Below are 16,558 nucleotides of genomic sequence, written 5' to 3'. Positions count from 1 at the left end.
TGATAAGATAAAGAGCGTGTGAAACGTAACTGACAGAGGCAGGAAGGGATTAGATGTCATCTAAGTTTTTAAAAGGGGCTTTTATATTAACGCTGGGAGCGATCATTTCCAAGATTCTTGGTTTATTTTATGTCATCCCATTTGAACATATGGTTGGGAATAAAGGGGCTACCCTCTATCAATATGGGTACGTTCCCTATACCATTTTCATTAGCTTTGCAACGGCAGGCATGCCGCTTGCAGTATCTAAATTCATCTCGAAGTATAATGCGCTCGAGGAATACGCAGTCGGTGAGAAGTTATTTAAATCGAGCCTGAAATTAATGGTAATCACCGGTTTTCTCGCTTTTTTGATTCTCTATACGATGGCCCCGCTGTTTACTGGAGTCTTTGGGGTCAAGCCGGAAGATGCTGCGGATGTCACGGAGATCATTAGGGCAGTCAGCTTCGCCTTGATTTTTGTACCGTTCATGAGCATCATCCGCGGCTTCTTTCAAGGGCATGAAGCGATGGAACCAACGGCCATTTCCCAGGTTGTCGAACAAATTGTCCGCATCGTGTTCCTTCTGGCCGGTGTGTATGTTGTTTTGAATGTCCTTGACGGAGAGTTAGTGAGAGCCATCCAAATAGCTACCTTCGCGGCGACGGTCGGGGCTGTTGGCGGTTTAGTGGTGTTATTTTGGTATTGGAAAAAACAAAAACCATATTTGGACAGCTTGATGAAGAAAGACAGGGGAACGATGGAAATTTCCCTGAAGGAGATTTATAAAGAAATATTCCTTTCGTCGATTCCTTTCATATTCGTCGGAATCGCGATGCCAATGTTTCAGTTGGCTGACTTATTGTCTTTCAATAAGGCGATGTCGTCGATCGGGCTGCAGCATGTTGCTGAGGATGCACTAGGGGTGTTGAATGTGTATGCCCAGAAGCTTGTCTTGATTCCGATGACGCTTGCAACCGGGTTTTCGATGGCGCTTCTTCCTTCGGTGACGAAGGCATATGTAAGCGAGGATTCAAACGAGTTCAACCGCCAGCTGAACCAAGCCTTTCAAATTTTGCTGTTCATTACGATTCCAGCAGTCGTTGGCATGTCTGTGCTGGCCGATCCGATCTATAGTGCCTTTTACAGCCATGATCCACTTGGAATCAGTGTCCTGAAGGCATATGCGCCCGTTTCCATCTTGTTTGCACTTTTTTCCGTTTCGGCAGCTGTATTACAAGGGATCAATCAGCAAAAATATACAGTGCTCAGCCTGCTTGTGGGCTTTTTAATCAAATTGAGCTTGAATATCCCATTGATCAAGTTGTTTGAAACGGAAGGATCCGTTTACGCTACGGCATTCGGCTACTTGGCTGCCGTGCTGCTGAATTTGTATGTCATTACCTACTTTACTGGATATCGTTACAGCCTTACCATCAGGAGATCTGTTTTAATATCAGTTTTTTCAATAATAATGGGACTGGCTGCCTGGGGCATGAACATTTTACTATCGCTATGGCTTACAACGGAAGGGCGCTTCCAGGCGATTTTGATCGTGGCCGTTTGTGCAATTTTTGGAGCGCTCGTTTATGCGGCTCTTTCCTTGAAAAGCAAACTTGCCCATCGTTTGTTCGGTGCCCGGATCGATCGGTTAAAAGCTAAATTAGGATTGTAAGCTGGAAGTTTGATGTGTAAAAAAAAGGGTATTGAATGGTGAATCCCCGATTAAAATATATTGGCCTTGCCTGTCATTAAAGTGGGCAAGGCTTTTTACTGAAAAAGGCTTTAGGAGGAAACGATGAGAATAGATAAGATTTTATCCAATATTGGTTATGGCAGCAGGAAAGAAGTGAAAAAGCTCCTGAAATCCGGCGCCGTCAAGGTTAATGAAAGGCTGATTAAGGATCCTAAGGAACAAGTGGACCCTGATACGGAAAACGTGACGGTTCATGGTGAACGGGTTGAATACAGGGAATTCATTTATTTAATGATGAATAAACCGCCGGGCGTATTGTCCGCAACGGAAGATAACTACCAAGAAACGGTCATCGACATCTTGGAGCCGGAAGATTCGGTATTCGAGCCATTTCCTGTAGGCCGTCTTGATAAGGACACAGAAGGTTTATTGCTGATCACGAATGACGGAAAGCTTGCCCACCAACTGCTTTCCCCAAAGAAACATGTCCCTAAAACATATTTTGCGGTCATTGATGGCGAAGTAACGGAACGGGATATCGAGGCATTCCGCAACGGAGTGACCTTGGATGATGGATACGAAACAAAACCAGGAGAATTGAACATTTTAAAATCAGGCCTGACATCGGATATCGAGCTAACGATCATGGAAGGGAAGTTCCATCAGGTGAAGCGGATGTTTGAGGCCGTTGGCAAACGTGTCGTCTACCTAAAGCGTCTTTCCATGGGGAGTTTACAGCTTGATGAGGAACTCGAGCTTGGTGAATACCGTGAATTGACGGCGGAGGAGCTTGAACAGTTAAAGGCGGGCCAACCGGCTGAATGATAGCTGGACACAAAAAATGAGGCGGACAATATTGTCCGCCTCAAAGTATTTTACATATCGATCTTGTTCGGGTGGTCGTTCTTTTTACGATGACATCTTCACCTTTTTACTTGTTGTCGTCCAAAGGCCTCGGCTTGGGCTTTGAACAAGGTCATTGTATGCTAAGACATTTAAATCGCGCTGCACAGTTCGAGGAGTGATGCCAAATTCTTCTACAAGCTCTTGAGTAGAAACCGTACCGTTATTGCTAATGAACATATAAACGGATTTAATACGGGTTAACATGCGATTTGTTGAAGGTTTCAAAAAATCACTCCTTATTCTTTTCATTGTTATTTTGAACAAATGAAAACAACCGATATGTCGGACAGCATTCCAGCTGTCACTATGTACTTGCTATACCCACCCTATAACTCCTCGGAAACATTAGAAAAAATAAGATGTCATTAGCTTCATTCTACCCCTTTGCAAAAGCAAATTCTAGGGAAAAATACTAATTGACTAAATATTACATTTATTATATCAAATTTTAACAAAATTATTCTCATTGCCTATACAAAATTAATAAAGAGCTGTTCCATTTGTTCATGCTCATATTTTGCCAATAAAGAATGCTTGCTATGCACACAATACAAACGTTGACTTTTAAAGCATATGCATGTTATTTTACTTAAAACGGTCTTTAAATCGTAATTATTACGCTTTATGTGTTGATGGAGGAATTGCTTGATGGCTTGCCGTTACGATGTCATAATGAGGTATCGGGCAGTATAGACTTTTCATACATATCCAAGAGGATTTAAATATAAACCAATTCGAGGTAGAGCCATATGAACGATAGATTAATGGAGTTTTTATTGCGCGACGAAGTAACCAGACTTTCTGGCGTCAAAAAACAAGTGTATGAATTCATCGTGAACGAAGAAGATTATCTTGCATCGAAGGCGGACACGGTCGATCAATTCATGAGATTGCTGGTCAAGCATTCCCCGCCCAGGCTTGCAGCCCGTCATTTCAATATGCCCTATGGGGAAATCATCCGTTTCATGAATGAAATAGAAGAAGAACTGAATGAGAGATTAGAGGAAAGATGCAAGAGAGTGAAGTGGATGGACTACACGGAAAAGGACCAGCAGGCATTTGAGGAATATCATAGGAAGTTATATCTTTTCGTAAATTAATCAATTGGATCATGAAAATGCCCCGGAATGAAAGGGCATTTCAGACTGAAGACAAACTCGAAGAAAATCGAATTTGTCTTCAGTTTTTTTTTGCTTGTACAAATTTAGACGTTGATTGGAACGTAGGGCACTCGCTTTCCGCGGGCGGTCCGCCCGCGGCGCACTTGCGCCTGTGGGGTCTCCCTTGGACTCGCTTTTCCCGCAGGCCATTCCAGGGGTTATCGAGACAGTGGAAGCATTAAGGAATCGCGGCCTGAAGATTGGGTCGACAACGGGATATACCGATACAATGATGGAGGTCGTCACAGCAAATGCTTTGAAAAAAGGGTATGGGCCCGATTTCCATGTAACCCCGGATGCAACCCATTCGATTGGAAGGCCATACCCTTACATGATCTATCGGAATATGGAAAAATTGAAATTAGCGGCATCATGGAAGGTAGTGAAGGTAGGCGATACCATTTCCGACATGCAAGAGGGAGTGAATGCTGGGTATGGACGGTCGGAGTCATTGTCGGAAGCTCTGAGATGGGATTGAGTTTAGATGAGTATACAAGTTTGCCAGAAAGAGATAAACAAGATCTCATCTCTAAAACGGCAGATATTTTTTTGAAAAACGGGGCAGACTTCACCATCAAAACGATGGAGGAACTACCTGAACTCATAGATCATATCAATCTTCTTATATCGGACGGGAAAAGACCTCGTTCAAACTAGCATTCAGTGCGAGAAGGTGCAGCAACTTTCATCCTTGAGTAGGGATGAAGGATGGCTGCACTTTTTTTTCCCTAATTTCATACATACGTGCAGAATGGATCGTTTTTTTTGAAATTTAACTCGCCTGCTTATTGTAAAAAGTGAGAAAAGAGTGTACGATTAAATGAGAATGATAATCAATCACACTTGGTTGCCGGGGAGTGGACGTAGATGGAACAGCAGGATTTATTTGATGTAACGGTTATTGGGGGAGGGCCAGCAGGCCTTTACTCCACTTTTTATAGCGGACTTAGAGAAATGAAAGTTAAACTGATTGAATACCAGCCACGGCTGGGCGGGAAAATTCATGTCTATCCAGAGAAGATGATTTGGGATGTTGGAGGGCTGACACCGACTACTGGGGAAAAATTAATTGAGCAGCTAGTGGAGCAAGGTTTAACATTCAATCCAACAGTCGTCTTGAATGAGAAAGTGGAATCAATCACACGTAATGAAGAAGGCATCTTCGTTTTACATACGGCTTCAGGTCAAGTGCACTTTTCCAAGACGATCATTGTCGCGGTTGGCGGCGGAATCCTGAATCCGCAAAAGTTGGAAATAGACGGGGCAGAAAGGTTTGAAGTCTCCAATTTAAACTATACTGTCAAGTCTTTCAATCGTTTCAAGGATAAGACGGTGATCATTTCAGGCGGCGGGAATTCTGCCATAGACTGGGCAAATGAATTAGAGCCCATCGCCAAAAAGGTCTATCTGACATACAGGAAAGATAGTTTAGCAGGACATGAATCACAAGCAAGACAATTGATGGAAAGCTCTGCTGTTTGTTTCTTGAATACGACGATTACAAAATTGATCGCCTGCGATGATCATCAATCAATTGAACATGTTGAACTGACGAATCACGCAACGGGAGAAGTTTCTTACTTGCCGATCGATGAAGTCATCATCAATCATGGTTATGAGCGTGATACATCGCTGCTTCAAAATAGTAAAGTCGATATTGCCATTGCCGACAACTATTATATTGAAGGTACTCCTGCAAGTGAATCTTCGATGGATGGAATATACGCAGCGGGTGATATCCTTAAGCATGAAGGTAAATTGAACCTGATAGCAGGCACTTTTCAAGATGCTGCAAATGCCGTAAACAAGGCAAAGCAATTTATCCAGCCTGATGCTCACGGTGTGGGGATGGTTTCTTCCCATAATGAAATCTTTAAAAAGCGCAACAGGGAATTGATCAAGGAAATGATGAAACCGGCTGGGGTACTTTAAAGGGAGCGGATTTCTGAAAGCAGCTGGAACTTCATTGAGGGTTTGTACAATTTGAACGTTGATTTCCACTCCAGGCACTCGCTTTCCGCGGAGGGCCGCCCTCGGCGCTCTTTGCGCCTGCGGGATCTCCCTTGGACACGCTTTTCCCGCAGGAGTCTCGTACCCACCGTTCCAATCAACTGGAATGTTTTTTTAGAAAAATTTTAGGCGAACTGACTTTTCTCCGGATTTTTCTACAGTTTAAAAGCTCCAAGGAATCATTGGCCCTGGAGCTTTTAGTATCTTCGAAATTATAGAGATTCTTTAATGACCTTCTTGTAATGAAATACGGATAGGATTCCGAAGATCGAATACAATGCCGTGTATAATGCCATGACGATGATCATCGGTGTCCAAACTTCGGTCCCGAACAAGAACCATCCTGATTGGACTGCGAAATAACTGTGAAGCAGCCCGACGATTAAAGGAATACCGAAATTGAAAACTTGTTTTGCTTGGATTCCCTTTAGTAAGTCACCTCTCGTGAATCCCAGTTTTCTTAAGATCGTATAATTGGATTTTTCACCTTCACTTTCATCCATTTGTTTGAAATAGAGGATACAGCCGGAGGTAATGAGGAAGGTTAATCCCAAGAAGCCGACGATGAACATGATAAGGCCCATATTCTTCTTCTGGGTGTTGAACATTTTCAATTGGGAATCATTCACATGTTCTTCTTTGAAACTCATCCTTTTGAATAGATCATTCGCTTTTTCAAGTTCAGCTTCATCCTTCACATCAATGCCGATATTAACGGATGATACTTTTTGGATTTTCGGGTCGATATCCTTTTTCAAACGGTCGAATATCGTTTGGTCTACAATCGCAACGGGCAATCCGCCACTCGTGAAGTAATAGGACAGGAAGGTATCATCATTCAAACCTATATATGTTTGCGGAATTACTTCATTCTTGCCCTTCAGTTCAATCTTTCCGGAATCCTTCAAGGATATGACCTTCTCCATCATATTACTGTATCCGCTGAAAAGGGTCTCATCTTCAGCAAGGTTGATTCCTTTAACCGATTCATCACTGATGACGGGAACGGTCATGATGTCCGAATCGAAGTTCACTCCTTCGAGGCTCGTTTCCATTATTTCCTTTACATTGACATCCACCTGAATGACGTCAATCACCTTTGCGTCATAATCAATTTTACTGTCTGATAAAGCCTCTTTGAATTTATCCGCATCTCCCATATCCGTCATCGAAAAATCGGTAGGGATACTGCTTTGTGCCATTTTCTCCGCTGAGTAGTAGGAGATATAGCTTAATGATAATAAACCGATTGCCAAAGCGGAAACGGTCGTGATGATCGTCAATAATATCGCATTTGATTTCATCCGGAACATAATGGATGAAAGGGACAATACTTCATTGATGTTCAAATAGCCATTTTTCTTTTTACGGACGATATTAAAGATGAAGCTTACGGATCCTTTATAGAATAGGTAGGTACCGATGATGACGGTTGCCAGAATGACGATCATGGCCATGAAAAGCTCGGTCATCTGTGTAAATGCTCCATCGAATAATTTGGATGAAATGACATAGCCAGCAATGATCAGGGCGATCCCGAATATCCCGATGATCATTTCGACCATAGAAACTTTTTTCACTTTTCCTTCCGTCATGGAAGTCACTCTAAATAATGATAGAATGGTTTGCTTTTTAATGAAGGCATAATTCATCAACATGATTAAAAGATAGATGGCGCTAAAAACGAGCAAGGTTTGCACTAGCGGCTGAAAAGAAAAGTTAAGAGTCGCGATTGCCTGGACACCCATTATTTTAAATAGGATCATGATGATCAATTTTGAAGCGGCAAACCCTACAAAGATTCCCAGGAATACGGAACAGAAATACAGGATCAGGTTTTCCACACTCAGGATACGGAATATCCTGTTCTTCGTCATGCCTATCAATTGGAATAAGCCAATTTCTTTACTGCGTCTTTTAATGAAAATGCTATTGGCATATAAAAGGAATATGGAAACTATCGCAACAAGCAGGATCGATGCTGCCTTGATGGAGGCGGCCCCTTTCACCGTACCCTCCGCTTCATCCAGCGCTGGGTCATATTGCAAGGTGACGAAAGCAAAGTACAGGGAAGCGCTGAAGACCAGGGCAAACACATACAGATAATAGTTCTTCAGATTCTTCTTCAGATTTCGCAAGATGAGTTGATTAATGCTCATTTTGAACCCCTCCCAATACACCTTGTGTTTTCATGATGTCCTTGAAGAAGGTTTGTCTGGATTGTTCACCTTTATTCAATTGGGTATAGATTTGTCCGTCTTTAATGAAAATGACTCGGCTGCAATAACTGGCGGCCACGGGATCATGGGTTACCATGATGATGGTCGCTTTGTGCTTTTTATTCATTTCGCTCAGTTTGTTCAGTAAATCGGAAGCTGATTTGGAGTCAAGCGCCCCAGTCGGTTCATCCGCAAAAATGATGCTTGGATCATGGATGAAAGCCCGCGCTGCAGACGTACGCTGTTTTTGACCACCGGAAATTTCATTTGGGTATTTATCCTTCACTTCATATATGCCCAGTTCCTTCGCCACGCTATCAAACTTTTGTGCCGCTTCATTATTGGGCGTTTTTGTAATGGATAAGGGCAAGAGGATATTTTCTTTGACAGTCAATGTGTCCAATAGGTTATATTCCTGGAAAATGAAGCCCAAGTGGTTCTTACGGAATTCGGCCAAATTCTTTTCTTTCATCCCTGAAATCTCTTTACCATCGATCGTAATGGTGCCGTTGCTGATTTTATCGATGGAGGAAAGGACATTCAGCAAAGTCGTTTTTCCTGAACCGGAAGCACCCATGATGCTTACGAATTCACCTTTTTGTATGCTTATATCAAGACCCTTTAATACTTCTTGTTTATTGAATTTATTACCATAGCTTTTATGGATTTTTTTCGCTTCTAATATATTCATTTGGATACTCTCCTTTTTTTCTATATCCTCATTATAAAAGGCCATGTATTTCTTTTCCTTCGTTTGGACGAACAAAGAATAAAAGCATGTGACACTTTTGTCACATGCTTGTGATATTCACGAAATCATTTCTTTTTGGGAAGGTCAAGGTAACGGTCGTCCCGGTTCCAAGCTCTGATTTCACATCAATGGAGATGAATAGGGACTCGGCCGCATTCTTGGTTAAATATAGACCCATGCCGGTTGCCGCACTGTCACGATGATTTGTCGTGGATGTAAATCCTTTATCAAATATGCGGGATATATCCTTTGGGTCAATGCCCCGTCCGGAATCCTGCACTTCCAGAACCGTTTGTCCAGCTCGCTCATGGCTATATATCATGATATCTGAGTTTTCACTGTATTTAATGGAGTTGGTCAAGAGCTGCCTCATGATGAAGGCCAGCCACTTGGCATCACTAAGCACTTCGGATACGTCCAATTGTATCTCGAAGCCGATTCCTTTTTGAATGCACCATGACCGCAGGGTTTTAATCTCATCAAAGATTATTGTTTCCAAATCGGTTTTCTCTATATACAAATCATTTTCGATGAAAGGCATGCGCCTTTGATGGAGCTGCTGATCAAGAAGAAGATGAATGCGCAGCCACTCATAAGTCAAGTGTGATTTCAGCAATCCATCATCCAAGCGGTCAATCATTAAATGCATCGCCGTCAATGGTGTCTTCACTTCATGAATCCAAGATAATAATTCATCCTTCTCCTGCTCTAAAGTCATTTGACCGATTGCTGCGGATTTCTTCAATAATTCGGTTTGGTTAAAAATGCTGTTTTCTATGATTTTTTCGAAAGGGCTCTCTGGTTCGGCAATATTCGTTATATCCAGGTTGTCTTCCCGTGCTTCTAAACTTTTATAAAAGTAGGTTTCCTTTTTATAGCGGAAAATCAAAAACATACTGAACATGAGCAATGATAAAAAAACAATATACAGTATGGGCCTTAACGGAATGGCCGAATCAAGATAGGCGACAAAGATAATGAATAGATGAAGAAGTATGTAGAATGTGATCCAGCTGAACCTTTCCACGAGATATTTTCCGATCATGCATTTGCCACTTCCACGGCGATATAGCCCTGTCCGACCTTCGTTTCGATAAAATGCCCTAAATCCAGTTCATCCAGCCTCTTTCGTAAACGGTTCACATTCACTGTAAGGGTGTTATCGCTTATGAAACGTTTGTCATCCCATAAGCTGTTGATCAATTCCTCGCGGCTTACGATCTTGTTTTTCTGTTCAATGAGCTTTTTCAAGATGAAAATTTCATTTTTCGTCAATTCGATTGTGCCCGTCTCGGCCGAAACCGTGTTCTTTTCGTAATCCACGGTGGCGCCGCACCACGTTTTCAATTCGATCTTTTCCGTATTGTAATTATAGACACGGCGAAGGGTGGCCTGTATCTTCGCGATGAGTACATCGAAATGAAAAGGCTTCTGGATAAAATCATCAGCTCCAAGCTGCATGGACATCACCATGTCCGTAGGATGATCACGTGATGATAAAAAGATGATGGGAACATTGGAATGGGCCCGGATCATTCTGCACCAATGAAATCCGTCAAACTTCGGCAACTGGATATCAATGATGACCAAATCAGGTTTTATGTCCGTGAATTCCTGAACCACTTTACTAAAATCGCCGATTCCGTAAATATCATAAGACCATTGCGCCAATCTATCTTTAATTTCATTGAATAACGTTGTATCATCTTCTATCAATAGAAGTTTAAACAAGGGGTTCACCGCACTTTCCAGCTTTTTCTTAAAAGTATATAGTAAAACCTTTATAGGTTCTAGAGGAAGGGAGGGACAAGGGAGGTAATAAACTACTGGTTGTGTGTAAACTATTATTATATTAAAATTGGCATAATGAATGGAGGAAGTGAATTTATGTCTGATTTTCCTAATTGCCCTGCATGTGATTCAGAATATACATACGAAGACGGCAGTCTTTTAGTTTGCCCGGAATGCGCCCATGAATGGACAGTGGAAGCGGAAACGGAAAATGGTGATCAAAAGAAGGTTATCAAAGATGCTAATGGAAATGCCTTGAACGACGGTGATACCGTTACGGTAATCAAGGACCTTAAAGTGAAAGGGAGCTCATCCGTCTTAAAAATGGGCACTAAAGTCAAAAGCATCCGTCTAGTTGATGGAGATCATGATATTGATTGTAAAATAGATGGTTTTGGTGCAATGAAATTAAAATCCCAATTTGTTAAAAAGGTGAAATGATAAAAAAACGGCCTAATCCATTGATTAGGCCGTTTTTTTAAATTACTTCTTAATAAACTTTGTCACCGTTAAAGATTGAATTCTTAACGACCACATAATCCACATTCCGGATGGCTTCCAATTTGGTACCGCCTGCATATGAAATGGATGACTGAAGATCTTGTTCCATTTCCTTCAACGTATCTTCCAAAGATCCTTTGTGCTCAACAAACATCTTTTTGCCTTCAACGTTTTTCTTTTCACCTTTTTGGAATTCCGAAGCTGAACCAAAGTATTCTTTAAAGGCCTTTCCATCTTTCTCGATCGTTTGACCTGGAGATTCTTCATGTCCGGCAAATAGTGAACCGATCATGACCATTGAAGCTCCAAATCTAACTGATTTGGCAATATCACCGTTCGTGCGAATGCCGCCGTCAGCGATGATTGGCTTGCTTGCCGCTTTTGCACACCAGCGAAGTGCAGCTAATTGCCAGCCGCCCGTTCCAAATCCAGTCTTGATTTTAGTGATGCATACTTTCCCTGGTCCAATGCCCACCTTTGTAGCATCCGCACCTGCATGTTCCAATTCACGTACCGCTTCAGGAGTTCCCACATTTCCTGCAATGACAAAACTTTCAGGTAAATGTTTTTTAATATGCTGTATCATTTTTATCACGGCATTGGAATGTCCGTGCGCTATATCTATCGTAATGTATTCAGGTACAATGTTGTCATTCGATAATTGTTCGATGAATCCGTATTCTTCTTCTTTAACGCCGACACTGATGGATGCGATCAATTCTCTTGAATGCATGTCTTTAATGAAAGTCAGTCGTTTTTCTGGCTCAAAACGATGCATTACATAAAAGTAACCGTTTTCAGCCAAGTAAATGGCAATCTTTTCATCAATGATCGTTTGCATATTGGCAGGTACTACAGGTAACTTGAATGTATGTTTACCTAAAGTAACGGATGTATCACACTCAGAACGGCTATTTACTACACATTTTGCAGGAATTAATTGAATATCTTCATAATCAAACACGTTTTCCATGTTATGCACCTCTATATACGAATATTTTTGTCTTTTTTAATAAAAATTGTTCGCCCATTAGGTAATGTACATCATTTTTGACAGTAAGTCAAAAATTTTATTGGTTTTGTTCTGATTTTATTTCAACTTAATGGGAAATCCGTAACAGGGTAGGGAGCTGAAAAGGACGAATGAATATGTTACTTTGGAACGTTGATTTCCACTTCAGGCACTCGCTTTCCACGGGCGGTCCGGGAGCCTCCTCGGGGCGCCTGCGGGGTCTCCCATGCCGCGCTTTTCCCGCAGGAGTCTCGTGCCTTACGTTCCAATCAACTTTGTTTTTATTTAGATAGAACCCTTTTGTCTACAAATTGCGTTTGTAAAATGGGAACGTTGATTTCCCCTCCAGGCACTCGCTTTCCGCGGGCGGGCTGGAGCCTCCTCGGCACGCCTGCGGGGTCTCCCATGCCACGCTTTTCCCGCAGGAGTCTCGTGCCTTACGTTCCAATCAACTTTGTTTTATTTAGATAGAACCCTTTTGTCTTACAAAGTGCGTTTGTAAAATGGGAACGTTGATTTCCCCTCCAGGCACTCGCTTTCCGCGGGCGGGAGCCTCGGTGCGCCTGCGGGGTCTCCCATGCCGCGCTTTTCCCGCAGGAGTCTCGTGCCTTACGTTCCAATCAACATTGTTTTATTTAGATAGAACCCTTTTGTCTACAAAGTGCGTTTGTAAAATGGGAACGTTGATTTCCACTCCAGGCACTCGCTTTCCGCGGGCGGGCGGGAGCCTCGGTGCGCCTGCGGGGTCTCCCATGCCGCGCTTTTCCCGCAGGAGTCTCGTGCCTTACGTTCCAATCAACTTTGTGTTATTGAAAAAACTGCAGGCTGGTCTATTCCGAACCAAGTTTTAGACTAGTTTATCCTTTAAGTTTTTCACCTGTACTCCTTAATGGATGGAAGAAATATGCGCCACTCCTGCCGAATAACTGGCTAGCCAAGACACCAAAGGCGCTTGCTTTGATGAGGCTTGGCATACGGTCGGCGGAAAGGGATGCGGATTTCTGTAATCAAAAGGAATGTTTTCTAGAAAAAACTGCAGGCTGGTCTATTCCGAACAAGTTTTAGACTAGTTTATCCTTTAAGTTTTTCACCTGTACTCCTTAATGGATGGAAGAAATATGCGACACTCCTGCCGAAAAACTGGCTAGCCGAGACCCCACAGGCGTTTGCTTTGATGTGGCTTGGCAGCCAGTCGGCGGAAAGGGAGCGGGTTTCTGAAATCAAGTGGAATTTTTTAAAGAAAAAACTGCAGGTTCGTCTTATTCCGAACCCTATTTAAGACTAGTTTATCTTTCATGTTTTTTCTTGTACTCCTTAATGGATGGAAGAAATATGCGACACTCCAGCCGAAAAACTGGCTAGCCGAGACCCCACAGACGCTTGCGTCGAGGAGGCTTGGCAGACAGTCGGCGGAAAGGGAGCGGATTTCTGAAATCAACTGGAATTTTTTAAAGAAAAAACTGCAGGTTCGTCTTATTCCGAACCCTATTTAAGACTAGTTTATCTTTCATATTTTTCCCTGTACTCCTTAATGGATGGAAGAAATATGCGACACTCCTACCGAAAAACTGGCTAGCCAAGACACCAAAGGCGCTTGCTTTGATGAGGCTTGGCAGACAGTCGACGGAAAGGGAGCGGGTTTCTGAAACAACTGGAAATTTTTTGTCTGCAGCTTGAAATACTTAAGTATTTTCACCAATCAGGACGACTTTTACACCTTTACGTTTTTTTACATCATCTTAACGTTGACCGACATGGCACTAAGTTAAAATGAAAATGGGTAACGAATAAGAATGGGGGATTGGCATGAAGGTTGAATTACATTGTCATACGAACGTTTCAGATGGTTCCAGTTCTTTTGAAGAACTATTGGAGGTTGCAAAAAGGGAGAGCATTGGCCATTTAGCGATTACGAATCACGATACAACAATGAGATTGCAAGAGATGGCGGAACGGGGTAAGGAAATAGGTATTGAAATCATCCCTGGTATCGAAGTTTCCGGTTATGACTTTGCAAGAGGAAGGCGTGTACATATTTTGGGCTATTTTGTCGAGCCTGGTCATAAGGCCCTTGAGGATTTATGTAATCCACTGATTGAAAAGAGGAATGCAGCTTCTGAAAAAATGGTGGAACGGCTGATTCATGCAGGATATCGAATAACTTGGGATCAGGTATCTAAATTCAGGGGAGGAACCGGTGTTTATAAACAGCATATTATGCTGGCGCTTCGGGAATCGGGGTATACGGATTCTATCTATGGAGATTTGTATAAGAAAATCTTCAGCCGCGGCCAAAATGGGGAAGAGCCGGGCATTGCCTTTATTCCTATGGAGTATGTGGATGCCATACTGGCTGTGAAGGCGATTCGTGTTGCCGGAGGCGTCCCTGTCCTTGCTCACCCTGGACAATACGGGAGCTTCGAAATTATCCCTGATCTTGTAAAAGCAGGGCTTGAAGGGATTGAAGTTCTTCACCCGCATCATGGTCATGCAGAAGAGGAAAGAGCGATTTCATATGCAGATCAATATAATCTCATTAAAACAGGAGGTTCCGATTTTCATGGGGATTATGGGGAAAAGCCGATTCGGCTTGGCAGTATGAGCCCTGGAACGGAATGTGTGAATGCTTTGAAAGTAAGGAAAAAAAGCATGGCCATTAATGATGTGGTATTGAAAAATATCGATCTATGAAACCAGGAATTTTCTGTGAAAGCGGCATGCTTACATGCTGGATTGGGAATTTGAAAGACTGAACATACAGGGTCTTGTATGGAAAAAGATCGATAAAATAAGTGCTTCCTTGCGATCTGGTAATTTTTACAAGAAAATCATGATAGCTTCATATTTTCTCATTACACTGACAGTAACAAGGAAATTATATGTAAAGGGGGATTTTTGTTGGCGGAAAATAAGGTCTTTAAAATTGGCAGGCTTAGGTTAATAGACGACTTCCCGCTTGCTCTTCATACATCTTTTGTAACAAAATCAACTTTTCCTGAAATAGAAAAGGACGGTCCGGATATGACCTCCATGTTTCAATATTATGGGCAGAGCGGCTTTGTAAAGTTCGGATCCAGCAGGAGCACGCTGAATGCGATTTTTCCCACTCTTTTCGAACGGGATATTTTGCAGTGTTCAAGTTCGATTCCACTTTTGCAAGTGGAATCATTATGCCGGGATAAGCGGAGTAATCAAGCCCTTGAGCATACGGTCAAAATCTATCGGAGCGATTGTTTCACATATGTTATATAAAAACTTCCATTCCAGATATCGATCGAATTCACTAGTAAATGCTCTGAATTCACGAGTAAAAGTACGAAATTCACGAGTAAATGCCCCGATTTCACGAGTAAAGGTACAGAACTCACGAGTAAATGCTCCGAATTCACGAGTAAAGCACGAAATTTGAATAGCGAGGCCCGGCTTTAACAAATTTCATACAAAGATTTACTCTTTCTTAACGTACGTTCACTTGGCAGCAAGCTTGAAACTAAAACATATTTTATCCTGATCGTCGCAATCTGTCTTGAAATCTTCGCAACACAAATCAAAAGGAAACTATAAGTATCATCTTGATACTAGAATGCTGGCTAGGGAAATATGGGCTCTGCCAATCTATCCACTTGGTGCAGCCCCCGACAGTCACGATCGTTTCATAGCATGCATGAAAAAAGACCACAAAATGACGTGGTCTCTTTGTTTGAAAAGTCTCCGGCTGATTATTTAATTTGTCATGAAAGGCTTATAAAAGGGCGGTCTTTATTTCTTGAATCTGTTTTATATGCCTTTGTTCATGTAAGGATAATAACTCAATCCATTGATCCAATGAGAGGTCCCCGAACAGGGGATGTTTGGCTTTCTTTCTATTTAACAGGATATCTGAATCCATATCATAAAGAACCTGTAATAATCGATCCCTTGATTCTGCCAGCAAATCCATGAGGCTCGATAATTGAAATGGGGCTGAAGAGGGTGAAATGGCCTCAGGGGATGAGAATTTCCTTGTTCTATCAGTAACGAAGTAAATGTTTTTTTGAATGATATTATTAAAATCCCTTTCCCGAATGCCATTTGCTATAACTTCTGTAAAAACCTGTTCCGTAAGATATAAATGATGGCAAATTTGGGCGATGTTCCATACTTCAGGCACAGGCTTATGGTGGAGCGTTTTTTCATCCAACTCCGTAATTTCCTCAATTAACTGTTTTCTTGATTCAAATAGCAAATCATACTCGATATAATTCATGAGAACTCCCCTTTTGTGACACCCACATATGTAAGCATCACTGAATTTTTTGAAATAGGAAAAAAAGGGATATCTGATTGCATAAAGAATGCATAAAAACTACGGGAAAAACACCTGATTTAAAGTGGATTCATGATGATTGAAGGAGTGCGACACTATGTTTTGAAGCATGGTTTCTATTTAATGAAGAGTGTTAAAAGATATCTCTTATAGTACAACGAAAAGACATTTTTCACTGGTATTCATAATTTTGGGAAGAAATGCAAATCTGGAGTCAAGTCTATAT

At 41.9% G+C, this 16,558-nt stretch carries 16 protein-coding genes; 9 read left to right on the top strand and 7 right to left on the bottom strand.

What is annotated here, in order from left to right:
- Positions 1–53 precede the first annotated feature (53 nt).
- A complete protein-coding gene (locus tag AC2YHV_RS06560; RefSeq protein WP_268592737.1) occupies positions 54–1,655 on the top strand; it encodes a putative polysaccharide biosynthesis protein in 1,602 nt (533 codons plus the stop codon).
- A gap of 123 nt (positions 1,656–1,778) precedes the next feature.
- Positions 1,779–2,501 (top strand): pseudouridine synthase, encoded by a 723-nt coding sequence (locus tag AC2YHV_RS06555; protein ID WP_034309348.1) that lies wholly within the window; start codon positions 1,779–1,781, stop codon positions 2,499–2,501.
- A gap of 84 nt (positions 2,502–2,585) precedes the next feature.
- On the opposite strand, the gene AC2YHV_RS06550 is transcribed toward AC2YHV_RS06555, so the two are convergent.
- The gene (locus AC2YHV_RS06550) at positions 2,586–2,807 is read right to left on the bottom strand and encodes a DeoR family transcriptional regulator (RefSeq protein ID WP_034309346.1); all 222 of its coding nucleotides are present in this window, start codon (positions 2,805–2,807) and stop codon (positions 2,586–2,588) included.
- A 524-nt stretch (positions 2,808–3,331) separates the two neighbouring features.
- Between AC2YHV_RS06550 and AC2YHV_RS06545 the strand changes: the two genes are divergently transcribed.
- From AC2YHV_RS06545 to AC2YHV_RS06530, 4 genes are all read left to right on the top strand, one after another.
- Positions 3,332–3,682, top strand: a complete 351-nt coding sequence (locus AC2YHV_RS06545; RefSeq protein WP_487372844.1) for a hypothetical protein — start codon at positions 3,332–3,334, stop codon at positions 3,680–3,682.
- Between the two features lie 184 nt (positions 3,683–3,866).
- Positions 3,867–4,220: an HAD family hydrolase gene (locus tag AC2YHV_RS06540; RefSeq protein ID WP_487372843.1), complete on the top strand. Its 354-nt coding sequence runs from the start codon at positions 3,867–3,869 to the stop codon at positions 4,218–4,220.
- Positions 4,211–4,399 carry a hypothetical protein gene (locus AC2YHV_RS06535; RefSeq protein WP_487372842.1) on the top strand — a complete coding sequence of 63 codons (189 nt, stop codon included), beginning with the start codon at positions 4,211–4,213 and terminating at the stop codon, positions 4,397–4,399. Before AC2YHV_RS06540 ends, AC2YHV_RS06535 begins: the two co-directional genes overlap by 10 nt.
- 210 nt (positions 4,400–4,609) lie before the next feature.
- Positions 4,610–5,674 (top strand): NAD(P)/FAD-dependent oxidoreductase, encoded by a 1,065-nt coding sequence (locus tag AC2YHV_RS06530; RefSeq protein WP_098866446.1) that lies wholly within the window; start codon positions 4,610–4,612, stop codon positions 5,672–5,674.
- Positions 5,675–5,964: 290 nt separating this feature from the next.
- Here the strand turns inward: AC2YHV_RS06530 and AC2YHV_RS06525 are convergent, their stop codons facing one another.
- The 4 genes from AC2YHV_RS06525 to AC2YHV_RS06510 all read right to left on the bottom strand — a co-directional run bounded on the left by AC2YHV_RS06525 (position 5,965) and on the right by AC2YHV_RS06510 (position 10,453).
- Complete coding sequence (locus AC2YHV_RS06525) at positions 5,965–7,911, bottom strand: FtsX-like permease family protein (protein ID WP_487372841.1); 1,947 nt, start codon at positions 7,909–7,911, stop codon at positions 5,965–5,967.
- The gene (locus AC2YHV_RS06520) at positions 7,901–8,662 is read right to left on the bottom strand and encodes an ABC transporter ATP-binding protein (protein WP_063577649.1); all 762 of its coding nucleotides are present in this window, start codon (positions 8,660–8,662) and stop codon (positions 7,901–7,903) included. Before AC2YHV_RS06520 ends, AC2YHV_RS06525 begins: the two co-directional genes overlap by 11 nt.
- Before the next feature lie 100 nt (positions 8,663–8,762).
- Positions 8,763–9,767 carry a sensor histidine kinase gene (locus AC2YHV_RS06515; RefSeq protein WP_278089309.1) on the bottom strand — a complete coding sequence of 335 codons (1,005 nt, stop codon included), beginning with the start codon at positions 9,765–9,767 and terminating at the stop codon, positions 8,763–8,765.
- Positions 9,764–10,453: a response regulator transcription factor gene (locus AC2YHV_RS06510; RefSeq protein WP_098866443.1), complete on the bottom strand. Its 690-nt coding sequence runs from the start codon at positions 10,451–10,453 to the stop codon at positions 9,764–9,766. Before AC2YHV_RS06510 ends, AC2YHV_RS06515 begins: the two co-directional genes overlap by 4 nt.
- A gap of 156 nt (positions 10,454–10,609) precedes the next feature.
- Between AC2YHV_RS06510 and AC2YHV_RS06505 the strand changes: the two genes are divergently transcribed.
- Entirely contained in the window at positions 10,610–10,954 is a 345-nt protein-coding gene (locus AC2YHV_RS06505; RefSeq protein ID WP_487372840.1) for a zinc ribbon domain-containing protein YjdM, read from the top strand.
- A gap of 49 nt (positions 10,955–11,003) precedes the next feature.
- Here the strand turns inward: AC2YHV_RS06505 and guaC are convergent, their stop codons facing one another.
- Positions 11,004–11,987 carry a GMP reductase gene (guaC, locus tag AC2YHV_RS06500; RefSeq protein WP_034309334.1) on the bottom strand — a complete coding sequence of 328 codons (984 nt, stop codon included), beginning with the start codon at positions 11,985–11,987 and terminating at the stop codon, positions 11,004–11,006.
- A 1,845-nt stretch (positions 11,988–13,832) separates the two neighbouring features.
- Between guaC and AC2YHV_RS06495 the strand changes: the two genes are divergently transcribed.
- Entirely contained in the window at positions 13,833–14,717 is an 885-nt protein-coding gene (locus AC2YHV_RS06495) for a PHP domain-containing protein (RefSeq protein WP_487372839.1), read from the top strand.
- A 207-nt stretch (positions 14,718–14,924) separates the two neighbouring features.
- The gene (locus tag AC2YHV_RS06490) at positions 14,925–15,278 is read left to right on the top strand and encodes a UTRA domain-containing protein (RefSeq protein WP_400448548.1); all 354 of its coding nucleotides are present in this window, start codon (positions 14,925–14,927) and stop codon (positions 15,276–15,278) included.
- A gap of 490 nt (positions 15,279–15,768) precedes the next feature.
- Here the strand turns inward: AC2YHV_RS06490 and AC2YHV_RS06485 are convergent, their stop codons facing one another.
- Positions 15,769–16,272: a DinB family protein gene (locus tag AC2YHV_RS06485; protein ID WP_487372838.1), complete on the bottom strand. Its 504-nt coding sequence runs from the start codon at positions 16,270–16,272 to the stop codon at positions 15,769–15,771.
- Positions 16,273–16,558 lie beyond the last annotated feature (286 nt).

This window comes from Peribacillus sp. SRI_006 (assembly GCF_057586375.1).
This window is presented reverse-complemented; position numbering and strand designations above follow the sequence as displayed.